This window comes from Pantoea sp. EKM21T, from assembly GCF_011800405.1.
Classification (GTDB): domain Bacteria; phylum Pseudomonadota; class Gammaproteobacteria; order Enterobacterales; family Enterobacteriaceae; genus Pantoea; species Pantoea agglomerans.
This window is the reverse complement of record NZ_JAALFV010000001.1, coordinates 312,060-333,998: the sequence shown is the minus strand read 5'-3', so window position 1 is coordinate 333,998 and position 21,939 is coordinate 312,060. Positions and strand designations below refer to the sequence as shown.

At 56.2% G+C, this 21,939-nt stretch carries 25 protein-coding genes; 14 read left to right on the top strand and 11 right to left on the bottom strand.

From position 1 onward, the window contains the following. Window positions 1-15: 15 nt before the first annotated feature. Entirely contained in the window at window positions 16-672 is a 657-nt protein-coding gene (locus HFD87_RS01625; RefSeq protein WP_022625965.1) for an HAD family phosphatase, read from the bottom strand. A gap of 272 nt (window positions 673-944) precedes the next feature. On the opposite strand from HFD87_RS01625, the gene HFD87_RS01620 reads away from it, so the two are divergent. Continuing rightward, window positions 945-2,147 (top strand): serine hydrolase, encoded by a 1,203-nt coding sequence (locus tag HFD87_RS01620; RefSeq protein ID WP_010254406.1) that lies wholly within the window; start codon window positions 945-947, stop codon window positions 2,145-2,147. A gap of 263 nt (window positions 2,148-2,410) precedes the next feature. Here HFD87_RS01620 and ybjG read toward each other — a convergent pair whose 3' ends face one another. Both ybjG and HFD87_RS01610 read right to left on the bottom strand, forming a co-directional pair. Next, window positions 2,411-3,016: an undecaprenyl-diphosphate phosphatase gene (gene ybjG, locus HFD87_RS01615; RefSeq protein ID WP_167422856.1), complete on the bottom strand. Its 606-nt coding sequence runs from the start codon at window positions 3,014-3,016 to the stop codon at window positions 2,411-2,413. A gap of 402 nt (window positions 3,017-3,418) precedes the next feature. Next, window positions 3,419-5,107: an aspartate:alanine antiporter gene (locus HFD87_RS01610; RefSeq protein WP_010254410.1), complete on the bottom strand. Its 1,689-nt coding sequence runs from the start codon at window positions 5,105-5,107 to the stop codon at window positions 3,419-3,421. A 258-nt stretch (window positions 5,108-5,365) separates the two neighbouring features. On the opposite strand from HFD87_RS01610, the gene ybjM reads away from it, so the two are divergent. Then, a complete protein-coding gene (gene ybjM / locus HFD87_RS01605; RefSeq protein WP_010254412.1) occupies window positions 5,366-5,731 on the top strand; it encodes an inner membrane protein YbjM in 366 nt (121 codons plus the stop codon). Between the two features lie 88 nt (window positions 5,732-5,819). On the opposite strand, the gene HFD87_RS01600 is transcribed toward ybjM, so the two are convergent. Continuing rightward, window positions 5,820-6,083, bottom strand: a complete 264-nt coding sequence (locus HFD87_RS01600; protein WP_010254413.1) for a GrxA family glutaredoxin — start codon at window positions 6,081-6,083, stop codon at window positions 5,820-5,822. 255 nt (window positions 6,084-6,338) lie between these two features. Between HFD87_RS01600 and HFD87_RS01595 the strand changes: the two genes are divergently transcribed. The 10 genes from HFD87_RS01595 (at window position 6,339) to rlmC (ending at window position 15,161) form a co-directional block, all read left to right on the top strand. After that, window positions 6,339-6,590: a DUF1418 family protein gene (locus tag HFD87_RS01595; RefSeq protein ID WP_010669739.1), complete on the top strand. Its 252-nt coding sequence runs from the start codon at window positions 6,339-6,341 to the stop codon at window positions 6,588-6,590. 16 nt (window positions 6,591-6,606) lie between these two features. Beyond that, window positions 6,607-7,329 (top strand): oxygen-insensitive NADPH nitroreductase, encoded by a 723-nt coding sequence (gene nfsA, locus HFD87_RS01590; protein ID WP_158149446.1) that lies wholly within the window; start codon window positions 6,607-6,609, stop codon window positions 7,327-7,329. Between the two features lie 20 nt (window positions 7,330-7,349). Then, on the top strand, window positions 7,350-8,252 hold the full coding sequence (gene rimK / locus HFD87_RS01585; protein ID WP_167422855.1) for a 30S ribosomal protein S6--L-glutamate ligase: 903 nt from the start codon (window positions 7,350-7,352) through the stop codon (window positions 8,250-8,252). Window positions 8,253-8,339: 87 nt separating this feature from the next. Beyond that, on the top strand, window positions 8,340-8,819 hold the full coding sequence (locus tag HFD87_RS01580; protein WP_022625960.1) for a YbjN domain-containing protein: 480 nt from the start codon (window positions 8,340-8,342) through the stop codon (window positions 8,817-8,819). A 387-nt stretch (window positions 8,820-9,206) separates the two neighbouring features. After that, window positions 9,207-10,316, top strand: coding sequence for a spermidine/putrescine ABC transporter substrate-binding protein PotF (potF, locus tag HFD87_RS01575; RefSeq protein ID WP_010254418.1), 1,110 nt, complete (start codon window positions 9,207-9,209; stop codon window positions 10,314-10,316). Window positions 10,317-10,438: 122 nt separating this feature from the next. Continuing rightward, window positions 10,439-11,572 carry a putrescine ABC transporter ATP-binding subunit PotG gene (potG, locus tag HFD87_RS01570; protein ID WP_010254420.1) on the top strand — a complete coding sequence of 378 codons (1,134 nt, stop codon included), beginning with the start codon at window positions 10,439-10,441 and terminating at the stop codon, window positions 11,570-11,572. Between the two features lie 9 nt (window positions 11,573-11,581). After that, window positions 11,582-12,544, top strand: coding sequence for a putrescine ABC transporter permease PotH (gene potH / locus HFD87_RS01565; RefSeq protein ID WP_010254421.1), 963 nt, complete (start codon window positions 11,582-11,584; stop codon window positions 12,542-12,544). After that, window positions 12,541-13,386 carry a putrescine ABC transporter permease PotI gene (potI, locus tag HFD87_RS01560; RefSeq protein ID WP_010254422.1) on the top strand — a complete coding sequence of 282 codons (846 nt, stop codon included), beginning with the start codon at window positions 12,541-12,543 and terminating at the stop codon, window positions 13,384-13,386. Before potH ends, potI begins: the two co-directional genes overlap by 4 nt. Before the next feature lie 75 nt (window positions 13,387-13,461). Further along, entirely contained in the window at window positions 13,462-13,929 is a 468-nt protein-coding gene (locus tag HFD87_RS01555) for a YbjO family protein (protein WP_167422854.1), read from the top strand. 41 nt (window positions 13,930-13,970) lie between these two features. Continuing rightward, the gene (gene rlmC / locus HFD87_RS01550) at window positions 13,971-15,161 is read left to right on the top strand and encodes a 23S rRNA (uracil(747)-C(5))-methyltransferase RlmC (protein WP_010254424.1); all 1,191 of its coding nucleotides are present in this window, start codon (window positions 13,971-13,973) and stop codon (window positions 15,159-15,161) included. On the opposite strand, the gene HFD87_RS01545 is transcribed toward rlmC, so the two are convergent. The 6 genes from HFD87_RS01545 to HFD87_RS01520 all read right to left on the bottom strand — a co-directional run bounded on the left by HFD87_RS01545 (window position 15,140) and on the right by HFD87_RS01520 (window position 19,617). Beyond that, the gene (locus HFD87_RS01545; RefSeq protein WP_010254425.1) at window positions 15,140-15,871 is read right to left on the bottom strand and encodes an arginine ABC transporter substrate-binding protein; all 732 of its coding nucleotides are present in this window, start codon (window positions 15,869-15,871) and stop codon (window positions 15,140-15,142) included. The two genes, rlmC and HFD87_RS01545, sit on opposite strands and share 22 nt — an antisense overlap. A gap of 115 nt (window positions 15,872-15,986) precedes the next feature. Beyond that, window positions 15,987-16,655 carry an arginine ABC transporter permease ArtM gene (artM, locus tag HFD87_RS01540; protein ID WP_031593159.1) on the bottom strand — a complete coding sequence of 223 codons (669 nt, stop codon included), beginning with the start codon at window positions 16,653-16,655 and terminating at the stop codon, window positions 15,987-15,989. Beyond that, window positions 16,655-17,371, bottom strand: a complete 717-nt coding sequence (artQ, locus tag HFD87_RS01535; protein ID WP_010254430.1) for an arginine ABC transporter permease ArtQ — start codon at window positions 17,369-17,371, stop codon at window positions 16,655-16,657. The genes artM and artQ overlap by 1 nt, the downstream gene beginning before the upstream one ends. 6 nt (window positions 17,372-17,377) lie before the next feature. Next, window positions 17,378-18,109, bottom strand: a complete 732-nt coding sequence (gene artJ, locus HFD87_RS01530; protein ID WP_031593157.1) for an arginine ABC transporter substrate-binding protein — start codon at window positions 18,107-18,109, stop codon at window positions 17,378-17,380. A gap of 15 nt (window positions 18,110-18,124) precedes the next feature. After that, window positions 18,125-18,853, bottom strand: coding sequence for an arginine ABC transporter ATP-binding protein ArtP (gene artP / locus HFD87_RS01525; protein WP_010254433.1), 729 nt, complete (start codon window positions 18,851-18,853; stop codon window positions 18,125-18,127). A gap of 224 nt (window positions 18,854-19,077) precedes the next feature. Further along, the gene (locus HFD87_RS01520) at window positions 19,078-19,617 is read right to left on the bottom strand and encodes a lipoprotein (RefSeq protein WP_167422853.1); all 540 of its coding nucleotides are present in this window, start codon (window positions 19,615-19,617) and stop codon (window positions 19,078-19,080) included. A 106-nt stretch (window positions 19,618-19,723) separates the two neighbouring features. On the opposite strand from HFD87_RS01520, the gene HFD87_RS01515 reads away from it, so the two are divergent. Beyond that, on the top strand, window positions 19,724-20,044 hold the full coding sequence (locus HFD87_RS01515; RefSeq protein WP_003849304.1) for a heavy metal-binding domain-containing protein: 321 nt from the start codon (window positions 19,724-19,726) through the stop codon (window positions 20,042-20,044). Further along, window positions 20,041-20,865: an N-acetylmuramoyl-L-alanine amidase gene (locus tag HFD87_RS01510; RefSeq protein WP_167422852.1), complete on the top strand. Its 825-nt coding sequence runs from the start codon at window positions 20,041-20,043 to the stop codon at window positions 20,863-20,865. Before HFD87_RS01515 ends, HFD87_RS01510 begins: the two co-directional genes overlap by 4 nt. Before the next feature lie 4 nt (window positions 20,866-20,869). Here the strand turns inward: HFD87_RS01510 and ltaE are convergent, their stop codons facing one another. Then, the gene (gene ltaE / locus HFD87_RS01505; protein ID WP_010254443.1) at window positions 20,870-21,871 is read right to left on the bottom strand and encodes a low-specificity L-threonine aldolase; all 1,002 of its coding nucleotides are present in this window, start codon (window positions 21,869-21,871) and stop codon (window positions 20,870-20,872) included. Window positions 21,872-21,939 lie beyond the last annotated feature (68 nt).

Genomic DNA, 21,939 nt, shown 5'->3' with positions numbered 1-21,939 from the left:
GGACCAGGCTCTGAGTCAGCGCGCCCAGTGATAAACCTGCCAGCCGCGGTTTAACGCTTCCTTGTGTAACTGTTCGTCAGGGTTGATGACATGGGCATGATCGGCCTGTTCCAGTAGCGGCAGGTCGTTCATCGAATCGCTGTAGGCCCAGGTGCGGTCAAAGGCCTCGTCCTGCTGCAGCGCTTTCCAGTCACCCAGTCGCGTGACTTTGCCCTCTTTATAGGTCATGGTGCCGTAAGTGTTGCCGCTGTAGCGCTCGTCCACGATTTCAACGCCAATCGCCAGCGCGCCGCAGGCACCCAGCTTTTCTGCAATCGGCACCACCAGATGCTCGCCGCTGGCGGAGATGATCATGACCTTGTCGCCACGCGCCCGGTGCCACTCAATCCGCTCGCGGGCTGCAGGATAAACGCGTGGCATGATGTCGCGGTGAATGAAGCGGCGCACCCAGCCTTCAACGGTAAGCGTGGCCATGCCCGCCAGGGGGGAGAGTGTTTTATTCATATACTCTTCAATCGACAGCGTACCGGCATAGTACTGGCTCATTAATGCCTGTTCCTGATCAATCAGTTCACTGGGAGCGAATCCCTGTGATACCAGCCAGCGCAGCCACAGGCTGGTGCTGTCTTCACAAATGAGTGTTTCATCCAGATCAAAAAGGGCTAAGTCCATGGTCGGTCTCCTCGGCTGACTGGCGTTCAGGTTAACTGATATTTGTGACGGGCTTAACTCTTCTGCGAAAAATCGGAATTTCACGCAGTTTTGATAGCGACAGAATCGGGGAAAAGCGGCACGCGCGCGGCACTTATGCCAGGGTTACTCTACTAAACTCTAAAAAACTTTACGATTCGACGGTTTTTTTCGCTGCCGTCAAGGGTTAGCGTTTGAGTGAGAATTTTCTGCCCCTGGAATTTCGATTTAACAAGGACAATCCGGCCAAGCCCATGACAAACACTCGCTTCACATCTCGCCTGCGGCACCTTGCTGCCACTTCATTACTGATTCTTGCCCCCGTCAGCGTTTTTGCTGAGCAGGCTCCCGCCGCGCCAGGCATTGATGCTAAAGCGTGGATTCTGATCGACTACGCCAGCGGTAAGGTGTTAACCGAATCCAGTGCCGATCAGCGCCTCGACCCCGCCAGTCTGACTAAAATGATGACCAGCTATGTTGTGGGTCAGGCGATTAAAGCGGGGAAAATCAAGCCGGATGACCTGGTTACCGTCGGACAGGATGCCTGGGCCACCGGCAATCCTAAGCTGCGCGGCTCGTCGCTGATGTTCCTCAAGCCGGGCGATCGTATTCCGGTGCATGAGCTGAATAAGGGGATCGTGATCCAGTCCGGCAATGACGCCTGTATTGCGCTGGCGGATTATGTCGCGGGCAGTCAGGATTCGTTTATCGGCCTGATGAACAACTACGTGAAGGCGCTGGGACTGCAGAATACCCACTTTATGACGGTGCATGGTCTGGATGCAGAAGGGCAGTACAGTACCGCGCGTGACATGGCGCTGATTGCTCAGGCGCTAATCCGCGATGTGCCCGAAGAGTACGCGCTGAATAAAGAGAAAGAGTTCACCTTCAATAATATTCGCCAGATCAACCGCAACCGCCTGTTGTGGAGCACCAATCTCAAGGTTGATGGCGTCAAAACCGGCCACACCTCAGGCGCGGGGAATAATCTGGTCGCTTCAGCAACCGAAGGGGATATGCGTCTGATCTCGGTGGTGCTGGGCACCGCCAGCGATGCGATTCGTTTCCGCGAAAGTGAAAAGCTGCTGACATGGGGCTTCCGTTTCTTTGAAACGGTCACGCCGATTAAAGCGGATGCGCCGTTTGCGCAGCAGCGGGTCTGGTTCGGTGATCGCAGCCAGGTCAATCTGGGCGTAGCGAAAGATGCTGCGCTGACCATCCCTAAAGGGCAGATGAAGAATCTGAAGGCGAGTTTCAGACTCACTACGCCGCAGCTCGAAGCCCCGCTGAAGAAGAATCAGGTGGTCGGCACCATCGATTTCCAGCTGGACGGAAAAACGATTGAGCAGCGGCCGCTGGTGGTGATGCAGGATGTGCCGGAAGGCGGGTTCTTCAGCCGGATGATTGATTTCGTGATGATGAAATTCAATGGCTGGTTCGGGAAGTGGTTTTCATAAGTAAGCAGGGACGCTGATATGTTCCTCTCAGACGAGCGCTGTTTCTAAAACAGGATCTAACCGCAACGCATTAGCTCAGCGCGCAGGGAGCTGGGTCAGAAGAGGAAAGCGTCCCGCGCCAGGGATGGCGCGGGCCGAGCATGCCATGGATGGCGGTTTTTGCGTCTTTCCGATCTGACCCAGTTCCCTGCGCAGGCTCGATCTCACCGCTGTCAGGTGCAGTTTTTTTCCGACAGCTTCAGGGACGCTAACGCGTCCCTTTCTTAATCCTGCGTCCAGCCTTTGCGAATCGGCACGGCAAATAGCGACCGATAGAGTGGATTGATCACTGCCAGCATCCGCTCGCCATAGAACTGCCACGCCAGATGCGAAGCCAGACAGCTCAGCAGCCCCACCAGGAACCCGCCCAGCATATCCATTGGCCAGTGAACGCCAAGGTAGACCCGCGACCAGGCAATAGCGCAACCGGCCACCATCAGAACCACACCTGACCAGAGGCGATGCCAGAAGATAAAGGCCAGTGCAAAGGTGAATATCGTCGTGCCGTGATCGCTGGGATAGGAGTCATCGGCGGCGTGATGCAGGAACTGATAACCAAAACCGATAGCGAAAGGGCGGGGATGCGGCAACAGCTGGCCCACAGACCAGGAGATCGCCAGCGCATAGATCAGCGCCACACCGGTTTTCAGTACCAGCACCCGCTGCGAAGACACCTGATCACGCGGTCCCCAGAGCCACATCGCTACGATTAACAGCGGCACGATGGCGATCAGATCTTTGGCAAAAAACGTCGCCAGCTGCAGTAACCAGGCGGGTGAAGCCGGTGTGGCATTAATGGCAGTAAACAGTGAATGGTTCAGCTCTTCCATTTCGGGATAAATTCCTCAGCAGACAGTCCGGTTAACGGCAGCTGGCAGCATCCCGCCAGCCCGGCCCGATAACAGCGGCAAAAAAACGGTCAGCGACAACTCGCTCACCCAATCAGTCAGCACAAATTGCTAACTAAACAGCGGTCTATCCTGCTTTTTACCGTTTTGTTCGTCTATAGAAAGGCTCTTAATCTGCCGTTGAGTTGTGTAACGGTTTAAGTTTTATGACACATGCAGTTGCGAATCAGGGGGGAATGACGGGCAGGGACGAAAAAAGGGCATAAAAAAACCCGCCGGGAAAAAGACCAGCGGGCTCCACAATTTGGGGATTTCAAAGAAAAGCAGTGGCACTTATTATGACTATCCCTTAACAATAAAGTTCTGGACGCAGGCAAAAAAATTTTATAGGGGCAATATCGGCCAGATAATCACAATCAGCGTTCCCGCCAGCGTCAGCAACACGTTGGCGATGGCATAGGTCCCGGCATAGCCCAGCGCCGGGATATTGCTGCGTGCCGTATCACTGATGATCTCCATGGCCGGTGCGCAGGTACGTGCGCCCATGATGGCGCCAAACAGCAGGGCGCGGTTCATCCGCAACACATAAGCACCAAACAGATAGCAGATGATCACCGGAATCAGGCTGACCAGCAGGCCGCACAGCAGCATCAGCGCACCATCGCTGCTCAGGCCGTGATTAATGCCGCTACCGGCACTCAATCCCACACCCGCCATAAACACCATCAGACCGAACTCTTTCACCATAGTGAGCGCGCCCTGCGGAATATAACCAAAGGTCGGATGGTTGGCACGCAGGAAGCCGAGCATAATACCGGCAAACAGCAGGCCCGCTGCGTTACCAATACCAAAACTGAAATTGCTGAACTGGAAGGTGATCAGACCAATCATCAGACCCACGATAAAGAAGGCGCAGAAGGCTAAAAGATCGGTCATCTGACTGTGAATCGCGATAAAGCCAATGCGATCCGCCACGCTTTTCACTCGTCGTGCCTCGCCGCTGACCTGCAGCACATCACCTTTGTTCAGCATGATACTGTCGTCGATCGGCATCTCAATCTGACTGCGTATCACCCGGTTCAGGAAGCAGCCGTGATCGGTGAGGTTTAACTTGCTGAGGCGTTTATTTACCGCATTGTGGTTTTTCACCACGATCTCTTCAGTGACGATGCGCATATCCAGCAGGTCGCGGTCAAAAACCTCTTTGCCGTTGCGGAAGCTGGGGTCGAGCCGGGCGTGAGCATCGGGATAGCCCACCAGCGAGATATCATCACCGAGCTGTAACACCGCATCGCCATCGGGACTGGCGAGAATGCCGTTGCGGCGGATGCGCTCAATGTAGCAACCGGTCTGACGATAGATACCCAGTTCGCGCAGGTTTTTGCCGCCGCTCCATGCCACCAGTTCCGGACCGACGCGATAGGCGCGGATCACCGGCAGGAAAACTTTGCGCTGGCTGTCCGCATCCAGACCGCGCTCCCGGGCGATCTGCTGGGCGCAGGTGGGCAGATCCTGATGTTGCAGACGGGGCAGATAACGTGCGCCGAAAATCAGACTGACCAGGCCTATCAGATAGGTCACGGCATAACCGAGGCTCAGCTGATCCTGCATCAGTCCAAGCTGCTTCGGATCGCTGATGCTTTGCCGCAGGGTATCGCCCGCTCCGACCAGCACCGGCGTTGAGGTCATCGACCCGGCCAGCATGCCGGCGGTGAGACCGATATCCCAGCCAAAGAGTTTGCCCAGTCCCAGCGCCAGCAACAGTGCGCTGACCACCATGACGATGGCGAGCATGAAATAGTTTTTGCCGTCGCGAAAGAAAATGGAAAAAAAGTTGGGACCGGCTTCGACGCCGACACAAAAAATAAACAGCATAAAGCCCAGACTCAATGCATCGGTATTGATCGTAAAGTGCTGCTGGCCTAATAAGAGCGAAACCACTAATACGCCAATCGAATTTCCCAGCTGAACCGAGCCCAGACGCAACTTACCCAGACAGAGGCCGAGCGCTAAAACGACAAACAATAACAAAATGTCATTTCCGCTTAACAATCCTGCGACGTTAATATTCACTGTTTAACTTCTTGTTTACATGTAACCTATTGAAGAGTAGCCTGTTTTTCGCTATCGTGAGCAGGCCGTTGAGGTGCTGTTGCATCAGTACTGCAAATGGAACCTTTACCGCGGCGCTATTCTAATCACAAATATCTTTCACAGCCATTGGCTGTTTTCATTCGTTGCCACAGCGAACTGTTTCTTTTTATTTCCATCTGAACGCATCAGGGTTATCAGCAGGTTATTGTCGGGGTTACTTTTAATCAGTGGGGTGGTATGCCGCAGCGTTCTTATCTCTGGACTACCCGCCTGTGCGGCGTGGTGTTGTACAGTCTGGTGTTTGTCTTTACCTGTCATTTCTGGCAGGTCGGTCCCGGCCCGCTTCGCGGTCAGCCCGAATTACTGCTCTTTATGTTGCCCGGTATCGTGATGGCATTGGTGCAGGTGGAAAGCCCGTTAAAAAGCACTCTGCTGATGGGACTGTGGGGAACGTTACTGGCAGCACTGCTGTTAAACAGCAGCCTGTTTATCCACAGCAATGCACTTTTTGTGGTCGCATGGAGCCTTAGCGCGCTGTTCTGGGCAGGCTGCGGGGCTTTGCTGGTGCGGTTGATGCAGATAGTGATGGCCTCACTCAATTAAACAGTGCCGGGTGACGGGTGTCAGGCAGAGCGCAAAAAGGCGAGACAGGAAAATCCTGGCTCGCCTTTTTCATTCCGGCTATCAGCGCTTACGCGGCAAATCCCAGATTCTCTTTGGTCCAGGCCGCAAACTCGGTGTAGCCACCGATATGTTTTTCGTCGACGAAAATCTGTGGCACGGTGCTGACCGGTTTACCGGCGCTCGCTTCCAGGTCGGCTTTGGTAATGCCTTCTGCGTTGATATCGACATACTGATAGCTAAAATCATCACGTTCAGCGGTCAGCTTGTCGGCCAGTTCATGGGCACGCACACAGTAGGGACAGCCCGGACGACCAAAAATAACAGCAATCATTGAAAACTCCTTGCAGCGACTATTATGTGATGTGTATCACACAATGAAACAGAGAATGGCAACCATGATGCCCGCTCGTATCGCTTAAGGAAAGCAGGATTTGCCTGTTAGTCTGATGCCCGCACGCTATCGCTGCCCGGTCAGGAAGCCTCTGAATCAGAGGCTTTTTCGCGCCGGCAGTCCGTGTATCTCGCGCAATTTTTGGGTTGTTGACCATAATTGACGCTCAGTCAGCCGCTTAGGCAGGAGGATATCATGCAGAGTGTAGCCAGATTACCCCGGTTTGTGGTGGTGCTGGAGGCGGCTGGCGGCCTGTTAATCGTGGCCGCGCTGCTGATGATTAACCACTGGCTTCCGCTGCCAGACAAGGCGGATGTAAAAACGCTGGCCACTGTGCTGTTTATTGCTGGCGTGGTTCTGATGCTGCCTGCTGCCTGGCTGTTAATGTGGCGCACCGCGAAAGCGATAGCACCACAGCTGTTTAATCAAACTGACAAAAAAAGATAATATTGCTGGAGACTTTATGACACCGACCATTGATTTACTGTGCAGCCATCGTTCAATCCGCGCCTTTACTGACCAGCCGGTCAGCGAAGCACAGCGTGAAGCGATTATTACTGCGGCGCAATCGGCGTCCACATCCAGTTTTTTACAGTGTTCTTCCATTATCCGTATCACCGATAAAGCCCTGCGCGACAAGCTGGTGACGCTGACGGGCGGACAGACCTGGGTCGCGGATGCGCCTGAGTTCTGGATCTTCTGTGCTGACTTTAATCGCCACCTGCAGATTTGCCCTGATGCGCAGCTGGGTCGTGCTGAGCAGTTGCTGCTGGGCTGCGTCGATACCGCATTGATGGGTCAGAATGCTATGGTCGCAGCGGAATCGCTGGATCTGGGCGGCGTCTTTATCGGCGGAATTCGTAACAGCATCGCGGAAGTGACAGAACTGCTGGGCCTGCCGAAATTTGTCCTGCCGCTGTTTGGTTTTTGCCTGGGCCATCCGGAGTCAAAGCCGGACGTCAAACCGCGTATGCCGCACGCGATGCTGGTGCATGAGAACCGCTATCAGCCGCTGGATCCGGCGGTACTGGCCGAATACGATAGCCGCACAGAGCTCTATTATCAGCAGCGCGGCAGCAACCAGCGTAGCGAAACCTGGAGTGAGCTGATCCAGCGCCTGATCATTAAAGAGACGCGTCCGTTTATGCTCGATTATCTGCATCAGCAGGGCTGGGCCACGCGTTAAGCCAGTAAGGGAGAGCAGCGATGAAGATAGCTATCCTGTCACGTGATGAGACGCTCTACTCCAGTCGGCGACTGCGTGAGGAGGCCGCCGCGCGCGGCCACCAGGTCCGGATCCTCGATCCGCTCTCCTGCTATATGAATATTAATCCCGCCTCACCGGCGGTTCACTACTGTGGTGAACCGCTGGGCCATTTTGATGCGGTTATCCCGCGCATCGGCAACCCTATCACTTTTTATGGCACGGCCGTGCTGCGACAGTTTGAGATGTGCGGCAGTTATCCGCTGAATGAGTCCGCCGCCATTACCCGCACCCGTGACAAATTGCGCTCGCTGCAGCTGCTGGCACGGGAAGGCATCGACATGCCGGTCACCGGCTTTGCCTCCTCACCCGATGACACCGCTGATCTGATCGCCCTTGTCGGCGGTGCGCCGCTGGTGGTCAAGCTGGTGGAAGGCACCCAGGGCATTGGCGTGGTGCTGGCGGAAACGCGGCAGGCGGCAGAAAGCGTTATCGATGCCTTTCGCGGCCTGAATGCCCATATTCTGGTGCAGGAGTTTATTAAAGAAGCGCAGGGTCGTGATGTTCGCTGTCTGGTGATTGGCAATCAGGTGGTGGCAGCGATTGAGCGGGTGGCGAAAGAGGGCGACTTCCGCTCTAATCTGCATCGCGGCGGCAAAGCTTATCCCGTCGTCATTACGCAACAGGAGCGCCAGATCGCCGTGAAAGCGGCGGCTACGCTCGGGCTGGAAGTGGCGGGCGTCGATATTCTGCGCGCCCATCGCGGCCCGCTGGTGATGGAAGTTAACGCCTCGCCCGGTCTTGAAGGCATTGAAACCAGCACTGACCTTAACATCGCCGTCCTGATGATCGAACGGATTGAGCAGCAGGCCATCCCCGGGCTCCGTCCTAAAACCGCTGGCTGACACGCGCTTTTCAGCGGTTTTCATGGCATCGTCGCGCATTTTTCCGTAAGCTAAGTCGCCTGTTTATCACCCCACTGGGATTTTACGATGGATTCTCTTGTCGTTCCTGATATCGACCTGCTGCGTCGCTGGCTGGATCAGCAAAATATCACCTGGTTCGAATGCGATGCCTGTCAGGCACTTCATCTGCCGCACATGCAAAACTTCGATGGGGTGTTTGACGCCAAAATCGATCTGGTCGACAACGTCATTCTGTTTTCGGCGCTGGCTGAAGTGAAGCCGACGGCGCTGATTCCACTGGTTGGCGATTTGTCGCAGATCAATGCCAGTTCGCTGACGGTGAAAGCATTTATCGACATTCAGGATGATAATCTGCCGAAACTCATTGTCTGTCAGTCAATGATTACCACCGCCGGGTTAACCTTTGGTCAGTTCTCGCACTTTATGAAACAGAGTGAAGAGCAGATCTCCATGGTGATCCTGGAAGCCTTTGCCAACAATCTGTTGATCGTGGGCGAAGAAGAAGAGCACGTTCCGGTGACCAGCGTTCATTCTGTGCTGCACTAAGCCCGACATGGTCACACACTAAGCCGTCCCTGAGACGGCTTTTTTATGCCCGCCATCCGCTGCCGCGATAATTTTTTATTCTGCATTTTGCCCTTTAACGCCAGATATTAGTCGTGGTTTATGCCATCAAAGCCGAACCTCATAGCTCAAACATGCATAAAATATCGCTTTCAGGCGTTTTTTACGCTGGGGTCTGGTGAAGCCTGACCGGGGGGGCTATGCTTGCGGGGCTGTAACAGGCGCGTAACTGCGCCTCAGCTATAGGTTTTTGCTATTAAACTCCCGCTGAATAATGATTCATTGTGTCACTGACGTCTTGTACAGAACGCAATGCAGGGATCTCTGGTTTGCAGCGTTGTAATGACCCGCTCAGGAGGATGGAAAAATATGTTCAACTCACGTCAGAAATGGCTGTCAGCTGTGGTAGCTGCTGCGCTGATGGCCGCATCGGCCAGCAGCATGGCGGAAGATAAAACGCTGCACGTCTACAACTGGTCCGATTATATTTCGCCAGATACCGTGCCGAACTTTGAAAAGCAGTCCGGCATCAAAGTGGTCTACGATGTGTTTGACTCCAACGAAGTCCTGGAAGGCAAACTGATGGCGGGCAGCACCGGCTATGATGTGGTGGTGCCATCCTCCAGCTTCCTGGCGCGTCAGTTGCAGTCCGGGGTATTCCAGCCGCTGGATAAGAGCAAACTGCCTAACTACAAAAACCTCGATCCGGCGCTGATGGAAAAAGTGGCGCAGCACGATCCGGGTAATAAATATGCCATTCCTTATCTGTGGGGCACCACCGGTATCGGCTACAACGTCGACAAGGTCAAAGCCGCACTGGGCGCCGATGCGCCGGTCAACAGCTGGGATCTGGTGCTGAAGCCGGAAAATCTGGAGAAGCTGAAAAGCTGCGGCGTCTCCTTCCTGGATGCGCCAGAAGAGATTTTCGCCACGGTGCTCAACTACCTGGGCAAAGATCCTAATACCTCTGATGCCAAAGAGTATTCCGGCGCGGCCACTGACCTGCTGCTGAAACTGCGTCCGAATATCCGCTACTTCCATTCGTCGCAGTACATCAACGATCTGGCCAACGGTAATATCTGCGTCGCCATTGGCTGGTCGGGCGATATTCTGCAGGCGAAAAACCGTGCTGATGCGGCGAAAAATGGCGTGCATCTGGGCTACAGCGTACCGAAAGAGGGCGCACTGGCCTTCTTCGATATGATGGCGATCCCGAAAGATGCGAAAAACCTCGATGGTGCTTACGCTTGGCTGAACTACATCATGGATCCGAAAGTGATCGCCGATGTCTCCAACAAAATGAACTACGCCAACGGCAACAAAGCGTCGCTGCCGTTGATCAATGCCGACGTCCGCAACAACCCGGGTATCTTCCCGACGCCAGAAGCGATGTCGAAATTGTTTGTGCTGAAAGTCCAGGATCCTAAACTGGATCGTGTGCGTACGCGCGCATGGACTAAAGTAAAAAGTGGTAAGTAATTCGTCCTTAACGGATTGACCTGTCATGAATCAGCAACAGAGGCGCGGTGTCGGCCTCTGTTGTGCCATTTTTAGCGGCAAATTTTGTCGCCATGTTCCGCCTGGCTCCGGAGAGAACCTTTGTGAACGATGCCATTCCCCGTCCTCAAAATAAAACCGCAAAGGCGTTAACGCCACTGCTGGAAATTCGCAATCTGACCAAATCCTTTGACGGGCAACACGCCGTGGATGATGTCAGCCTGACTATTTATAAAGGTGAGATCTTTGCCCTGCTGGGCGCATCGGGCTGTGGTAAATCAACGCTGCTGCGCATGCTGGCCGGTTTTGAGCCGCCAACCAGCGGGCAGATTGTGCTGGATGGCCAGGATCTGTCCCACGTTGCTCCCTATCAGCGCCCGATCAACATGATGTTCCAGTCCTACGCGCTGTTTCCCCACATGACGGTGGAGCAGAATATCGCCTTTGGTCTGAAACAGGATCGGCTGCCGAAAGGGGAGATCACCAGCCGGGTAGCAGAGATGCTGGCGCTGGTGCATATGCAGGAGTTTGCTAAACGCAAACCGCACCAGCTCTCCGGTGGTCAGCGTCAGCGTGTGGCGCTGGCCCGCAGCCTGGCGAAACGGCCAAAACTGCTGCTGCTGGATGAGCCGATGGGGGCACTGGACAAGAAGCTGCGCGACAGGATGCAGCTGGAAGTGGTCGATATTCTGGAGCGTGTTGGCGCCACCTGTGTGATGGTGACGCACGATCAGGAAGAGGCGATGACCATGGCGGGCCGTATCGCGATTATGAATCGCGGCAAGTTCGTGCAGATTGGCGAGCCGGAGGAGATCTACGAGCATCCTACCAGCCGCTACAGCGCGGAATTTATCGGTTCGGTTAACGTCTTCGAAGGCTTACTGCGTGAACGTCAGGCGGATGGCCTGGTGATCGACAGTCCCGGCCTGATGCATCCGCTGAAAGTCGACTCCGATGTCTCGGTGGTGGATAACGTTCCGGTCCATGTCGCGCTGCGCCCGGAAAAAGTGATGCTGTGCGATGAGGTGCCTGCCGATGGCTGTAACTTTGCGGTGGGTGAAGTGGTCCACATCGCCTATCTCGGCGACCTCTCTATCTTCCATGTCCGTCTGCACAGCGGACAGATGATCAGCGCACAGTTGCAAAACGCACATCGCTACCGCAAAGGGTTGCCGACCTGGGGTGATGAAGTCCGCCTCTGCTGGGAATGCGACAGCTGCGTGGTGTTGACGGTTTAAGGAGCGGCTATGAGCCAGATTTTCCAACGCGCTAAAGCGCCTGCCCGACTGGTCGGCACGCCGCTGCAACGCTGGGCCACGCGGATAAAAATGCAGCATGGCCGCAAGCTGGTGATCGCCTTGCCTTATGTCTGGCTGGTGCTGTTGTTTCTGCTGCCGTTTCTGACGGTGCTGAAGATCAGCTTCGCGGACATTGCGCGTGCGATTCCCCCCTACACCGAGCTGGTGAGCTGGGCTGATGACCAGTTCAGCATTGTGCTCAATTTCGGCAACTACCTGACGCTGACCGACGATCCGCTCTACGTCGATGCCTATCTGCAGTCGCTGAAAGTGGCGGCGATCTCCACGGTGATCTGTCTGCTGATTGGCTACCCGCTTGCCTGGGCCGTGGCGCACAGCAAGCCATCCATGCGCACCATTCTGCTGCTGCTGGTGATCCTGCCGTCGTGGACCTCATTTCTGGTGCGCGTCTACGCCTGGATGGGGCTGCTTAACAACAACGGTATCCTGAACCGGTTCCTGCTGTGGCTGGGTGTGATCGATCATCCGCTGGTGATCCTCTACACCAATACAGCGGTCTATATCGGTATCGTCTACTGCTATCTGCCGTTTATGGTGCTGCCAATCTACACCGCGCTGACCCGCATTGATTACTCGCTGGTGGAAGCCTCACTGGACTTGGGTGCGCGTCCGCTGAAGACCTTTTTCAGCGTGATTGTCCCGCTGACAAAAGGGGGCATTATCGCCGGATCGATGCTGGTGTTTATCCCGGCGGTGGGGGAGTACGTGATCCCTGAACTGCTGGGTGGCCCGGACAGCATCATGATTGGCCGTATCCTGTGGCAGGAGTTCTTTAACAACCGCGACTGGCCGGTGGCCTCCGCGCTGGCGGTTATCATTCTGTTGATCCTGATTCTGCCGATCATCTGGTTCCATAAGCATCAAAACCGTGAAATGGGAGAGAAGGCATGAATAATTTGCCAACCATTCGCTCACCCTGGCGTACCGGTATTCTGGTCTGCTGCTTCCTGTTCCTCTATGCGCCGATGCTGCTGCTGGTGGTTTACTCCTTCAACAGCTCACCGCTGGTGACGGTGTGGGAGAGCTTCTCGTTCCACTGGTACAGGGTGCTCTTCCAGGACAGCGCGATGATTGACGCCGTGCTGCTGAGTCTGAGCATTGCCGGTCTCTCCGCCACCATGGCGGTGGTACTGGGCACGCTGGCGGCGGTGATTATCGTGCGCTTTGGTCGCTTCCGCGGCCACAACGGTTTTGCCTTTATGCTGACCGCGCCGCTGGTGATGCCCGACGTCATCACCGGTCTGTCGCTGCTGCTGCTGTTCGTGGCAATGGGTAACGCCTTTGGCTGGCCGAGTGAACGCGGCATGCTGACCATCTGGCTGGCCCACGTCACCTTCTGTACCGCCTATGTGGCCGTGGTGATCAACTCGCGTCTGCGTGAGCTGGACCGCTCCATCGAAGAGGCGGCGATGGATTTAGGCGCAACGCCGCTGAAGGTCTTTTTTGTGATTACCGTGCCCATGATTGCACCGGCTATTGTGACCGGCTGGCTGCTGGCGTTTACCCTGTCACTCGACGATCTGGTGATCGCCAGCTTTGTGACCGGGCCGGGTGCCACCACATTGCCGATGGCGATCTTCGCCACCGTGCGACGCGGCGTTAACCCGGAAATCAATGCGCTGGCTTCATTGATCCTGTTTGTGGTCGGTTTAGTGGGTTTTATCGCCTGGCGGGTGATGGCACACGAAGAAAAACAACGTTTAAGCGATATTCAGAAAGCTAAACGTGGCTGAAATCCGTAACCTTTGCCACTATATGAACGGGCCGGTCTGACCGGCCCGTTTTTCGATCAGGTGGAGTCACGGACTATGTCAGAAATCTTCAAATGCAGTGCCACGCTTTCAATCGCGCCGGTTCCGGTGACGGTTGCGGGCATTGCTATTATTGCGACCCGATGCCTGAGCGTCCTGATGCTGGCAAACGAGCTGGGTTACAGTGAACTCGCCAACTTTGTTCACCGCAGCGCCCAGTCCTGGGACGCGACACTCATCTTTGTCGCCAGCCAGCTGATCTTCCTGTTCGAACTGCGCTGCGCCTTTACCCTGATGCGCGGCAGTAACCGTGGACGCTGGGGCTATGTGGCGACGCAGGTGATTGTGCTCAGCTATATGCTGGTCGCCTCGCTGGGCTGGATCTACCCCGAGATTTTCAGCATTGATGGCGACAATAACGTCCAGATTATCCACCATACCCTGTCGCAGAAAATCCCCGATCTGCTGGTGCTCCTGCTGCTGTTTCTGCCTGCCAGCAGCCGCGCTTTTTTCAGGAAGCGATGATACAATCGCGCTCCGCCCGACCCGATCGTTAAGGCTTTACCATGCACTGCGCGCTTTATGACGCTAACCGTTGCCGCTCCTGTCAGTGGCTGGAAAAACCCTATCCCACTCAGCTGAACGACAAACAGTCGCTGCTGGAACAGTTACTGGCTGAGCAGCCGGTCGCTGCCTGGTTGCCGCCGATCGCATCACCGCAGCAGGCATTTCGTAATAAAGCCAAAATGGTGGTGAGTGGCAGCGTCGAGCGTCCGGTGCTGGGATTAATCCATCGTGATGGTGAAGCTGTGGATCTGTGCGATTGTCCGCTCTATCCCGCCAGCTTCCAGCCGGTTTTTGCTGCACTTAAGCCCTTTATCGCCCGTGCCGGACTGACGCCCTATAACGTGGCGCGCAAACGCGGCGAACTCAAATTCCTGCTGATAACCGAAAGCCAGCAGGGCGGCGTGATGCTGCGCTTTGTCCTGCGTTCAACCGCGAAACTGGAACAGCTGCGCGCCGCATTGCCGTGGCTGCAACAGCAACTGCCGCAGCTGGCGGTGATCTCTGCCAATATTCAGCCGGTGCATATGGCGATTCTGGAGGGGGAAGAGGAGATTGCGCTGACGCCCGCGCAGTCGCTGGCAGAGAACTTCAACGGCGTGCCGCTGTGGATCCGCCCGCAAAGCTTCTTCCAGACCAACCCGCAGGTTGCCAGCGCACTCTATGCCACCGCGCGCGACTGGGTCAGGGCGCTGCCGGTCAACAGCATGTGGGATCTCTTCTGCGGCGTAGGCGGTTTTGGTCTGCACTGCGCGACAGCGGAGATGGAACTGACGGGCATTGAGATCAGCGCCGAGGCGATAAAATGCGCCCAGCGTTCCGCTGAGATGCTGGGACTGGAAAAAGTGCAGTTTGCGGCGCTGGATTCTACGGCGTTTGCGACCGGACGCGATGCGGTGCCGCAGCTGGTGCTGGTTAATCCGCCGCGTCGTGGGATTGGTGAGGCGCTGTGTGACTATCTCAGCCAGATGGCTCCGGATTATCTGCTCTATTCAAGCTGCAATCCGCAGACCATGGCGCAGGATATTGCCCGACTGAGCGCCTATGAGGTGACGAAGGTGCAACTGTTCGATATGTTTCCCCACACCGCCCATTTTGAAGTGCTGACGCTGTTAACCCGCCGTCAGCACGAGTCCGGGAAAGCATCGGCAGAGGCTGCCTCAGCCGGTGATTACTCCGGGAACCACTTCTGATTAAGCTGCTGCCAGCTCCCGTTGGCTTTCAGTTCGTTCAGCGCCTGATTGAACTGATCGCGAAGCGCCGTATTGCCTTTACGCACGGCAATGCCGAGACCGGTGCCAAAGTAGTCCGCATCCGTAACATGTTCACCGACAGTGGCGAGATCCGCATTGGTCTTCAGCCACTGATTCACCACCGCGCTGTCGCCAAACACGCCATCCAGCCGGCCACTCTTCATATCCAGAATCGCATTCTGATAGCTGTCATAGGCCACCACTTTCACTTCCGGATGCTTATCCTGCAGGTACTTCTGGTGAGTGGTGCCGTTTTCCACGCCAATGCGCTTGCCCTTAAGCTCAGCAAAGCTGCTGAACTGGCCTTTACGGGCGATCACGATGGCGGAGTTAGCGTAATAAGGCTGGGTAAAATCGACCTGCTTGCTGCGCTCAGTGGTGATATCCATGCCGGAAATCACCGCGTCATAGCGGCGGAACTTCAGTGACGGGATCAGGCTGTCGAAGGCATTGTTGGTAAAGGTACACTCCGCTTTCATCTGCTGGCACAGCGCTTTGGCCAGATCGATATCGAATCCCACCAGGTTATTTTCCCGATCCAGGGATTCAAACGGCGGGTAGGTCGCTGAGGCGGCGAAGCGAATCTTTTCCGCTGCCTGGGCGGTAAGTGCCAGCGAAGCCAGCGCAGCGGCAACAATCCATTTTTTCATTTTATGATTCCTGTGATGTGGTCAGCCAGAGAAGGCGATACCCTGCCATAAAATGCATTTTTATGCAATTAGTGTGATTTTTCAGGCGAAAAGGGCGAGGGGCCTCGCCCGGATATCAGTTACGTCGTTCGAAGGCCAGGGCGCGCTTTTCGATCAGCCGCATCATCAGCGTCAGCAAACCGTTAACGCAGAGATAAACCAGACCCGCCGCGGCATAGACCGTGATGTCGTAGGTGCGGCCATAGAGCAACTGACCGTGGCCCATGACTTCCATCAGGGTGATGGTGTAGGCCAGCGAGGTGCCTTTGAACACCAGCACCACTTCATTGGAGTAGGAGGAGAGGGCGCGTTTAAATGCATACGGCAGCAGAATGCGCAGGGTATCTTTGCGGCTCATGCCGAGCGCGGCACACGATTGCCACTGTCCGGAAGGAATCGCACGCACCGCACCGTAAAACAGCTGCGTGGTGTAAGCCGCGCTGTTCAGCGACAGCGCCAGCATCGCGCACAGCCAGGGCTGCGACAGTAAATGCCACAGCCAGGGGATCTGCTGGATCGAGGGAAACTGTCCCGGACCGTAATAGATCAGGAAAATCTGCACCAGCAGCGGTGTGCCGGTAAACAGCGTAATAAAGCCTTTGACCAGCGGGTTGAACACCGGCGTTTTCAGCGACAGCACCACGGTGAAGAGCAGCGCCAGCAGCAGGGCCACGACCAGCGAGGCTGCCGTCAGCGTCAGGCTGGTATGCAACCCTTTCAGGAGTTCAGGCAGATAGGCCAGCATTAGCTGTTCCCCCGTTCAAAGCGGGTGGTGCGCAGTTCGATGCGGCGTAACACCGCCTGGCTGAAGAGCGTGATCACTAAGTAGATAGCGGCCGCCACCAGGAACCAGGTAAACGGCTCCTGCGTGCGGGTGGCGATACTTTTGGTTTGCAGCATCAGATCGTTGACGCTAATCAGCGAGACCAGCGCAGTATCTTTCAGCAGCACCAGCCACTGATTGCCCAGACCGGGCAGGGCGTGACGCCACATCTGCGGCATAATCAGCCGGAGAAAGATGGCCGATTTTTTCATGCCCAGCGCCTGACCCGACTCCCACTGACCCATCGGCACCGCTTTCAGCGCGCCGCGCAGCGTCTGCGAGGCATAGGCGGCATAGAGCATCGCCAGCGCTATCACACCGCACAGGAACGGACTGACGTCGAAGTTTTCAATTTCAACCTGAATCGGTAACTGAAACAGGCCGAAATTCAGGGTGAAGCCGTCAGAGAGGGTGAGCAGCAGCTGTGAGGCGCCAAAATAGATAAACAGCACCACCAGAATTTCCGGCAGGCCGCGGATCAGCGTTACCAGGCCGGTGCCAATCCACGCCAGCGGTTTCAGGCGCAGTGACTCCCAGCCAGCGAAAATCATCGCCAGCACCAGGCCAGCGATGAGAGCACAAACAGCAAGGCCGACGGTCATGCCGGCGGCGCTTGCGAGGGTCATCATTTCATTCATCAGAGATTACTGCTGGAACCATTTGCTGTAGATGGTTTTGTACGTGCCGTCTGCTTTGATCTTATCCAGCGCGCCATTGAATCTGGTCTGCAGATCGGTGTTACCGGTACGTACCGCAATGCCCAGGCCGGTACCAAAGTAGGCTTTGTCCGTGACTTTCTCACCAACGGCAGCCAGCGCGGCATTCTGCTTCAGCCATTCGTTGACGACTGCGGTGTCACCGAACACAGCATCAATACGGCCATTTTTCAGATCCAGCACCGCATTCTGATAGCTGTCGTAAGGAACGGTGGTGATCTCGCTGTGTTTCTCAGTCAGGTATTTCTGATGCGTGGTGCCGTTCTGGACGCCAACCCGCTTGCCTTTCAGCGCTTCCACGCTGGCAACTTTGCCTTTCTGGGCAACAAACAGCGCGGAGTTGTCGTAGTAAGGCTTGGTGAACAGGACCTGTTTTTCACGATCTGGTGTGATATCCATTCCCGCCATCACCGCATCAAAACGACGGAATTTCAGGCTTGGGATCAGGCTGTCGAACGCCTGATTGGTGAAGGTGCAGGTCGCGTCAATCTCTTTACACAGCGCATTGGCCAGATCGACATCAAAGCCCTGAATCTTGTTGTCCGCATCCACAAACTCAAAAGGAGGATAAGAGGCTTCGGTCGCAAAACGAATCGTCTGAGCCGCCGTAGCGCTCAGGCTAAAACCAGCAAGCAGTGCAGCAAGTACCATTTTTTTCATTTTTAGCATCCTGACTTAGTGCGAAAGATAGTGAGCAAACGCCTCGGTTTGCGGCTGTGTAAAGCGGCTGGCATCGCCCTGTTCCACAATGTGACCGTTCTCCATATAGACGACGCGGCTGGCCGTTTTACGTGCCACCTCCACTTCATGGGTCACAATCACCTGGGTAATGCGGGTCTGGGCCAGTTCGCGAATGATACTGACAATCTGTGCGGTAATTTCAGGGTCCAGCGCGGCAGTCGGCTCATCGAACAGCAGCACCTGCGGCTCCATCATCAGCGCGCGGGCAATCGCCACACGCTGCTGCTGACCACCGGAGAGATGCAGCGGAAAGCGATCGCTGTAGGGCGTCAGGCGCAGCCGGTCAAGCAGCTTGTCGGCGCGGGCGCGGGCGTCACTTTTGCTGAGGCCCAGTACCCGGCAGGGCGCTTCAATCAGATTCTGCAGCACGGTAAGATGCGGCCAGAGATTGTACTGCTGAAACACCATACCGACGTTCTGACGCAGTTCGCGAATCGCAGCATCGGAGGGTTTCTGGCTGAAGTCGAACTGATTACCGGCAATCTGCAACTGACCTGAACGCGGTTGCTCCAGCAGGTTAAGCACCCGCAGCAGCGAACTCTTACCCGCACCGCTGGGACCCAGCAGCACCAGGGTCTCGCCTTGCGGACACTCAAGGTTAATGTCGAACAGCGCCTGATGAGCACCGTAGAAGCAGTTTATTGCGTTTAGTTGAATACTCATGCGCCAGATTTGAATAGCTATTAGTGTCGCAGATTTTAACGTCACCAGAATAGTTATGCAAATAAGGTGGGTTAAAATTTGTAAAACAGCAGGCTAACCGCAAAAGCTTAGCACAATATCATGCACTGCCTGGGAGCAGCGCGCTGCAGCGGGACGGGCGGCGGAAATAAAAAAAGCGCAGCGCCCGGGGGCGACTGCGCTTCTCTGAACGGTTAAGCCTGAGGTTATTTTTTCGATTTCTCAAGCATCTGGCTCAGGCTGCCACCCTCTGCATGCGCAGGGTTGGTCATGTAGCGCACATCATCCACCACCCAGCAACTGCCCTGATGGATCATCAGCACTTCATCCTGCCACTGCTTGCCGTCGCGGCTCAGGTCGACCCGCAGCGGGATGTTGCGTGCATCGCGGTTCGGAATGGTGGAAGCATCAGCGACGCTGGCGGCGGTCGGACCCTGTGACAGGCTGGAGAAGAGATCGCCATTGCGCCACTGTGCGCCTGCATTACTGCCGCTGGCCGCCTGCAATGAGTGGTACAGCGCATCACTCAGGTAAGGGCGATATTTTGCCAGGGTGTTGCTGTCGGGCAGACCCTGCGTAGGCTGTTCGATACGCAGGTCGTAAAACTGCTGGGCCACCTGGTCAGGACCGCCTTCAATGCACGGTGCGGTACGTGGGCCATTATCCTTAATCACTGGCTCAACGGTGGTACAGGCGCTGAGCAGCAGGGCCGCCGGGATCATTAGCGCAAACGCGTTGTTTCTCATCTCGATTTCCTTATGGTTCTCTGGCAAGGTGCCCTTTTTAGCATAGAGTATAGCCGTGCTTTTTAGTCGAAAGAGCCTTAGCCCGGTTTTCAACAAGGAGAATGCGATGAAATTTTCAACAACCCCCACGCTGGAAGGTCACAGCATCAGCGAATATTGTGGCGTCGTCACCGGTGAAGCGATTCTGGGTGCCAACATCTTCCGTGACTTTTTCGCTGGCATCCGTGATGTGGTCGGTGGCCGCTCCGGTGCTTACGAGAAAGAGCTGCGTAAAGCGCGAGAGATCGCGTTTGAAGAGCTGGAGGAGCAGGCAAAAGCGCTGGGCGCCAACGCCGTGGTCGGTATCGATATTGACTACGAAACGGTCGGCAAAGATGGCAGCATGCTGATGGTGAGCGTCAGCGGCACGGCGGTGATCATTCGTTGAAACGGGGGCTGTGGCTGATACTGGCGCTGCTGCTGGCGGGCTGCCAGTCCGGGATAGAATCCCGTGACGGCTACTGGGCCGATGTGCGGCATCCGGCGCAGGGCGCGCGACCGCGGGTGAAGGTGATTGTGATCCACTACACCGCCGAAGATTTTTCTTCGTCGCTGGCGACCCTGACCGATCGGGAAGTCAGCGCCCACTATCTGATCCCCCGCCAGCCGCCACAGCGCGCCGGGAAAGGCGTTATCTGGCAACTGGTGCCGGAGCAGCAGCTCGCCTGGCATGCCGGTCCAAGCTTCTGGCGCGGAGCCAGCCGCATCAATGACACATCGATTGGTATCGAACTGGTGAACCAGGGTTATCGCCGGACCCTGACCGGTCTTGAATGGCAGCCGTTTACCGCCGAGCAGATCACCACGCTGGAGGCGCTGCTGCGCGATATTGCACAGCGCTACGGCATCACACCGGAAAATATTGTCGGTCACAGTGATATCGCGCCGCAGCGTAAGCAGGATCCCGGCCCACTCTTTCCGTGGCAACAGCTTGCGCAGCGCGGAATGGGTGCCTGGCCCGATGCCGGACGGGTGCAGTTTTATTTAGCGGGTCAGGATCCGCACGCGGTGGTACCCGTGGAGCCACTACTGGAACGTTTACAGCGCTATGGCTATCCCGTAACGGCAGGGATGAGCGCGCGTGAACAGCAGAGGGTGATCGCCGCGTTTCAGATGCATTTCCGGCCTGCGGATTATCGCGGGCAGCCCGATGCAGAAACCGCCGCGATAGCTGCCGCGCTACTGGATAAATATGGCGCGGCGCAATAGCGGATTATTGGTGTAAAAACGCCTTCCAGTGGGCGACGACCTGCGCCAGTGCCGCACGATCAGCATCCAGATGGGTGACCAGACGGGTGCGGGTTCCTGCGCTGATTAACACCCCGCGCGCCTTCATCCACTCACCTAATGGTTTGACCTGGGCTTCCGGCACCGCCACAAACAGCATGTTGGTCTGCTGATCGATGACCTGAACGCCCAGCTCATGCAACTGCTGTCCCAGCCAGGCGGCATTGTCATGATCCTCCTGCAGCCGCGCCACATTGTGTTCTAACGCATAGAGACCCGCCGCTGCCAGAATACCGGCCTGGCGCATGCCGCCGCCGGTCATTTTACGCCAGCGACGTGCGCGCTCAATCAGCGCCGTGTCGCCACACAGCAGAGAACCGACAGGCGTGCCCAGACCTTTAGAGAGACAGATGGTCAGGGTGTCGCAGTAGCGGGCAATCGCCGCCAGCGTGGTCTGCTGCGCGACTACCGCATTGAAAATGCGTGCGCCATCAATGTGCAGCGCCAGCTGGTGCTCGCGGGTAAAGGTCCACGCCTGTTCCAGATACGCCAGCGGCAAAACTTTACCGTGATGCGTGTTCTCCAGACTCAGCAGGCGGGTGCGGGCAAAGTGAATGTCGTCCGGCTTGATGGCGGCCGCTACTACGTCGAGCGGCAGCGTACCATCGTCGGCGGCCAGAATCGGCTGTGGCTGAATACTACCCAGCACCGCCGCGCCGCCCGCCTCATATTTGTAGTTGTGCGCCTGCTGACCCACGATATATTCATCGCCGCGTTCGCAATGGCTGAGTAGCGCCACCAGATTCGCCTGGGTGCCGGTCGGGAAAAACAGCGCCGCTGCTTTGCCGCTCAGCCGTGCGGCTTCCGCCTCCAGCGCATTTACGGTGGGGTCGTCACGGTAGACGTCATCACCGGTTTCGGCAGACATCATCGCGCTTAACATGGCGGCGCTGGGCCGGGTTACGGTATCACTGCGTAAATCGATCACCCTATGCTCCTGAACGTGGCGGAAGAAAAAAAAGGCGGGCATCGCGCCCGCCTGGATGGAGTCTCTGT

Coding starts and splice junctions, on each gene's coding strand:
- potH (WP_010254421.1), top strand. CDS start 11,582: ATGAGCCAGATTTTCCAACGCGCTAAAGCGCCTGCCCGACTGGTCGGC.
- HFD87_RS01515 (WP_003849304.1), top strand. CDS start 19,724: ATGAAATTTTCAACAACCCCCACGCTGGAAGGTCACAGCATCAGCGAA.
- HFD87_RS01555 (WP_167422854.1), top strand. CDS start 13,462: ATGTCAGAAATCTTCAAATGCAGTGCCACGCTTTCAATCGCGCCGGTT.
- nfsA (WP_158149446.1), top strand. CDS start 6,607: ATGACACCGACCATTGATTTACTGTGCAGCCATCGTTCAATCCGCGCC.
- artJ (WP_031593157.1), bottom strand. CDS start 18,109: ATGAAAAAAATGGTACTTGCTGCACTGCTTGCTGGTTTTAGCCTGAGC.
- HFD87_RS01545 (WP_010254425.1), bottom strand. CDS start 15,871: ATGAAAAAATGGATTGTTGCCGCTGCGCTGGCTTCGCTGGCACTTACC.
- rlmC (WP_010254424.1), top strand. CDS start 13,971: ATGCACTGCGCGCTTTATGACGCTAACCGTTGCCGCTCCTGTCAGTGG.
- potI (WP_010254422.1), top strand. CDS start 12,541: ATGAATAATTTGCCAACCATTCGCTCACCCTGGCGTACCGGTATTCTG.
- HFD87_RS01580 (WP_022625960.1), top strand. CDS start 8,340: ATGGATTCTCTTGTCGTTCCTGATATCGACCTGCTGCGTCGCTGGCTG.
- artP (WP_010254433.1), bottom strand. CDS start 18,853: ATGAGTATTCAACTAAACGCAATAAACTGCTTCTACGGTGCTCATCAG.
- HFD87_RS01600 (WP_010254413.1), bottom strand. CDS start 6,083: ATGATTGCTGTTATTTTTGGTCGTCCGGGCTGTCCCTACTGTGTGCGT.
- potF (WP_010254418.1), top strand. CDS start 9,207: ATGTTCAACTCACGTCAGAAATGGCTGTCAGCTGTGGTAGCTGCTGCG.
- artM (WP_031593159.1), bottom strand. CDS start 16,655: ATGCTGGCCTATCTGCCTGAACTCCTGAAAGGGTTGCATACCAGCCTG.
- HFD87_RS01520 (WP_167422853.1), bottom strand. CDS start 19,617: ATGAGAAACAACGCGTTTGCGCTAATGATCCCGGCGGCCCTGCTGCTC.
- rimK (WP_167422855.1), top strand. CDS start 7,350: ATGAAGATAGCTATCCTGTCACGTGATGAGACGCTCTACTCCAGTCGG.
- ybjG (WP_167422856.1), bottom strand. CDS start 3,016: ATGGAAGAGCTGAACCATTCACTGTTTACTGCCATTAATGCCACACCG.
- artQ (WP_010254430.1), bottom strand. CDS start 17,371: ATGAATGAAATGATGACCCTCGCAAGCGCCGCCGGCATGACCGTCGGC.
- HFD87_RS01625 (WP_022625965.1), bottom strand. CDS start 672: ATGGACTTAGCCCTTTTTGATCTGGATGAAACACTCATTTGTGAAGAC.
- HFD87_RS01595 (WP_010669739.1), top strand. CDS start 6,339: ATGCAGAGTGTAGCCAGATTACCCCGGTTTGTGGTGGTGCTGGAGGCG.
- HFD87_RS01620 (WP_010254406.1), top strand. CDS start 945: ATGACAAACACTCGCTTCACATCTCGCCTGCGGCACCTTGCTGCCACT.
- ybjM (WP_010254412.1), top strand. CDS start 5,366: ATGCCGCAGCGTTCTTATCTCTGGACTACCCGCCTGTGCGGCGTGGTG.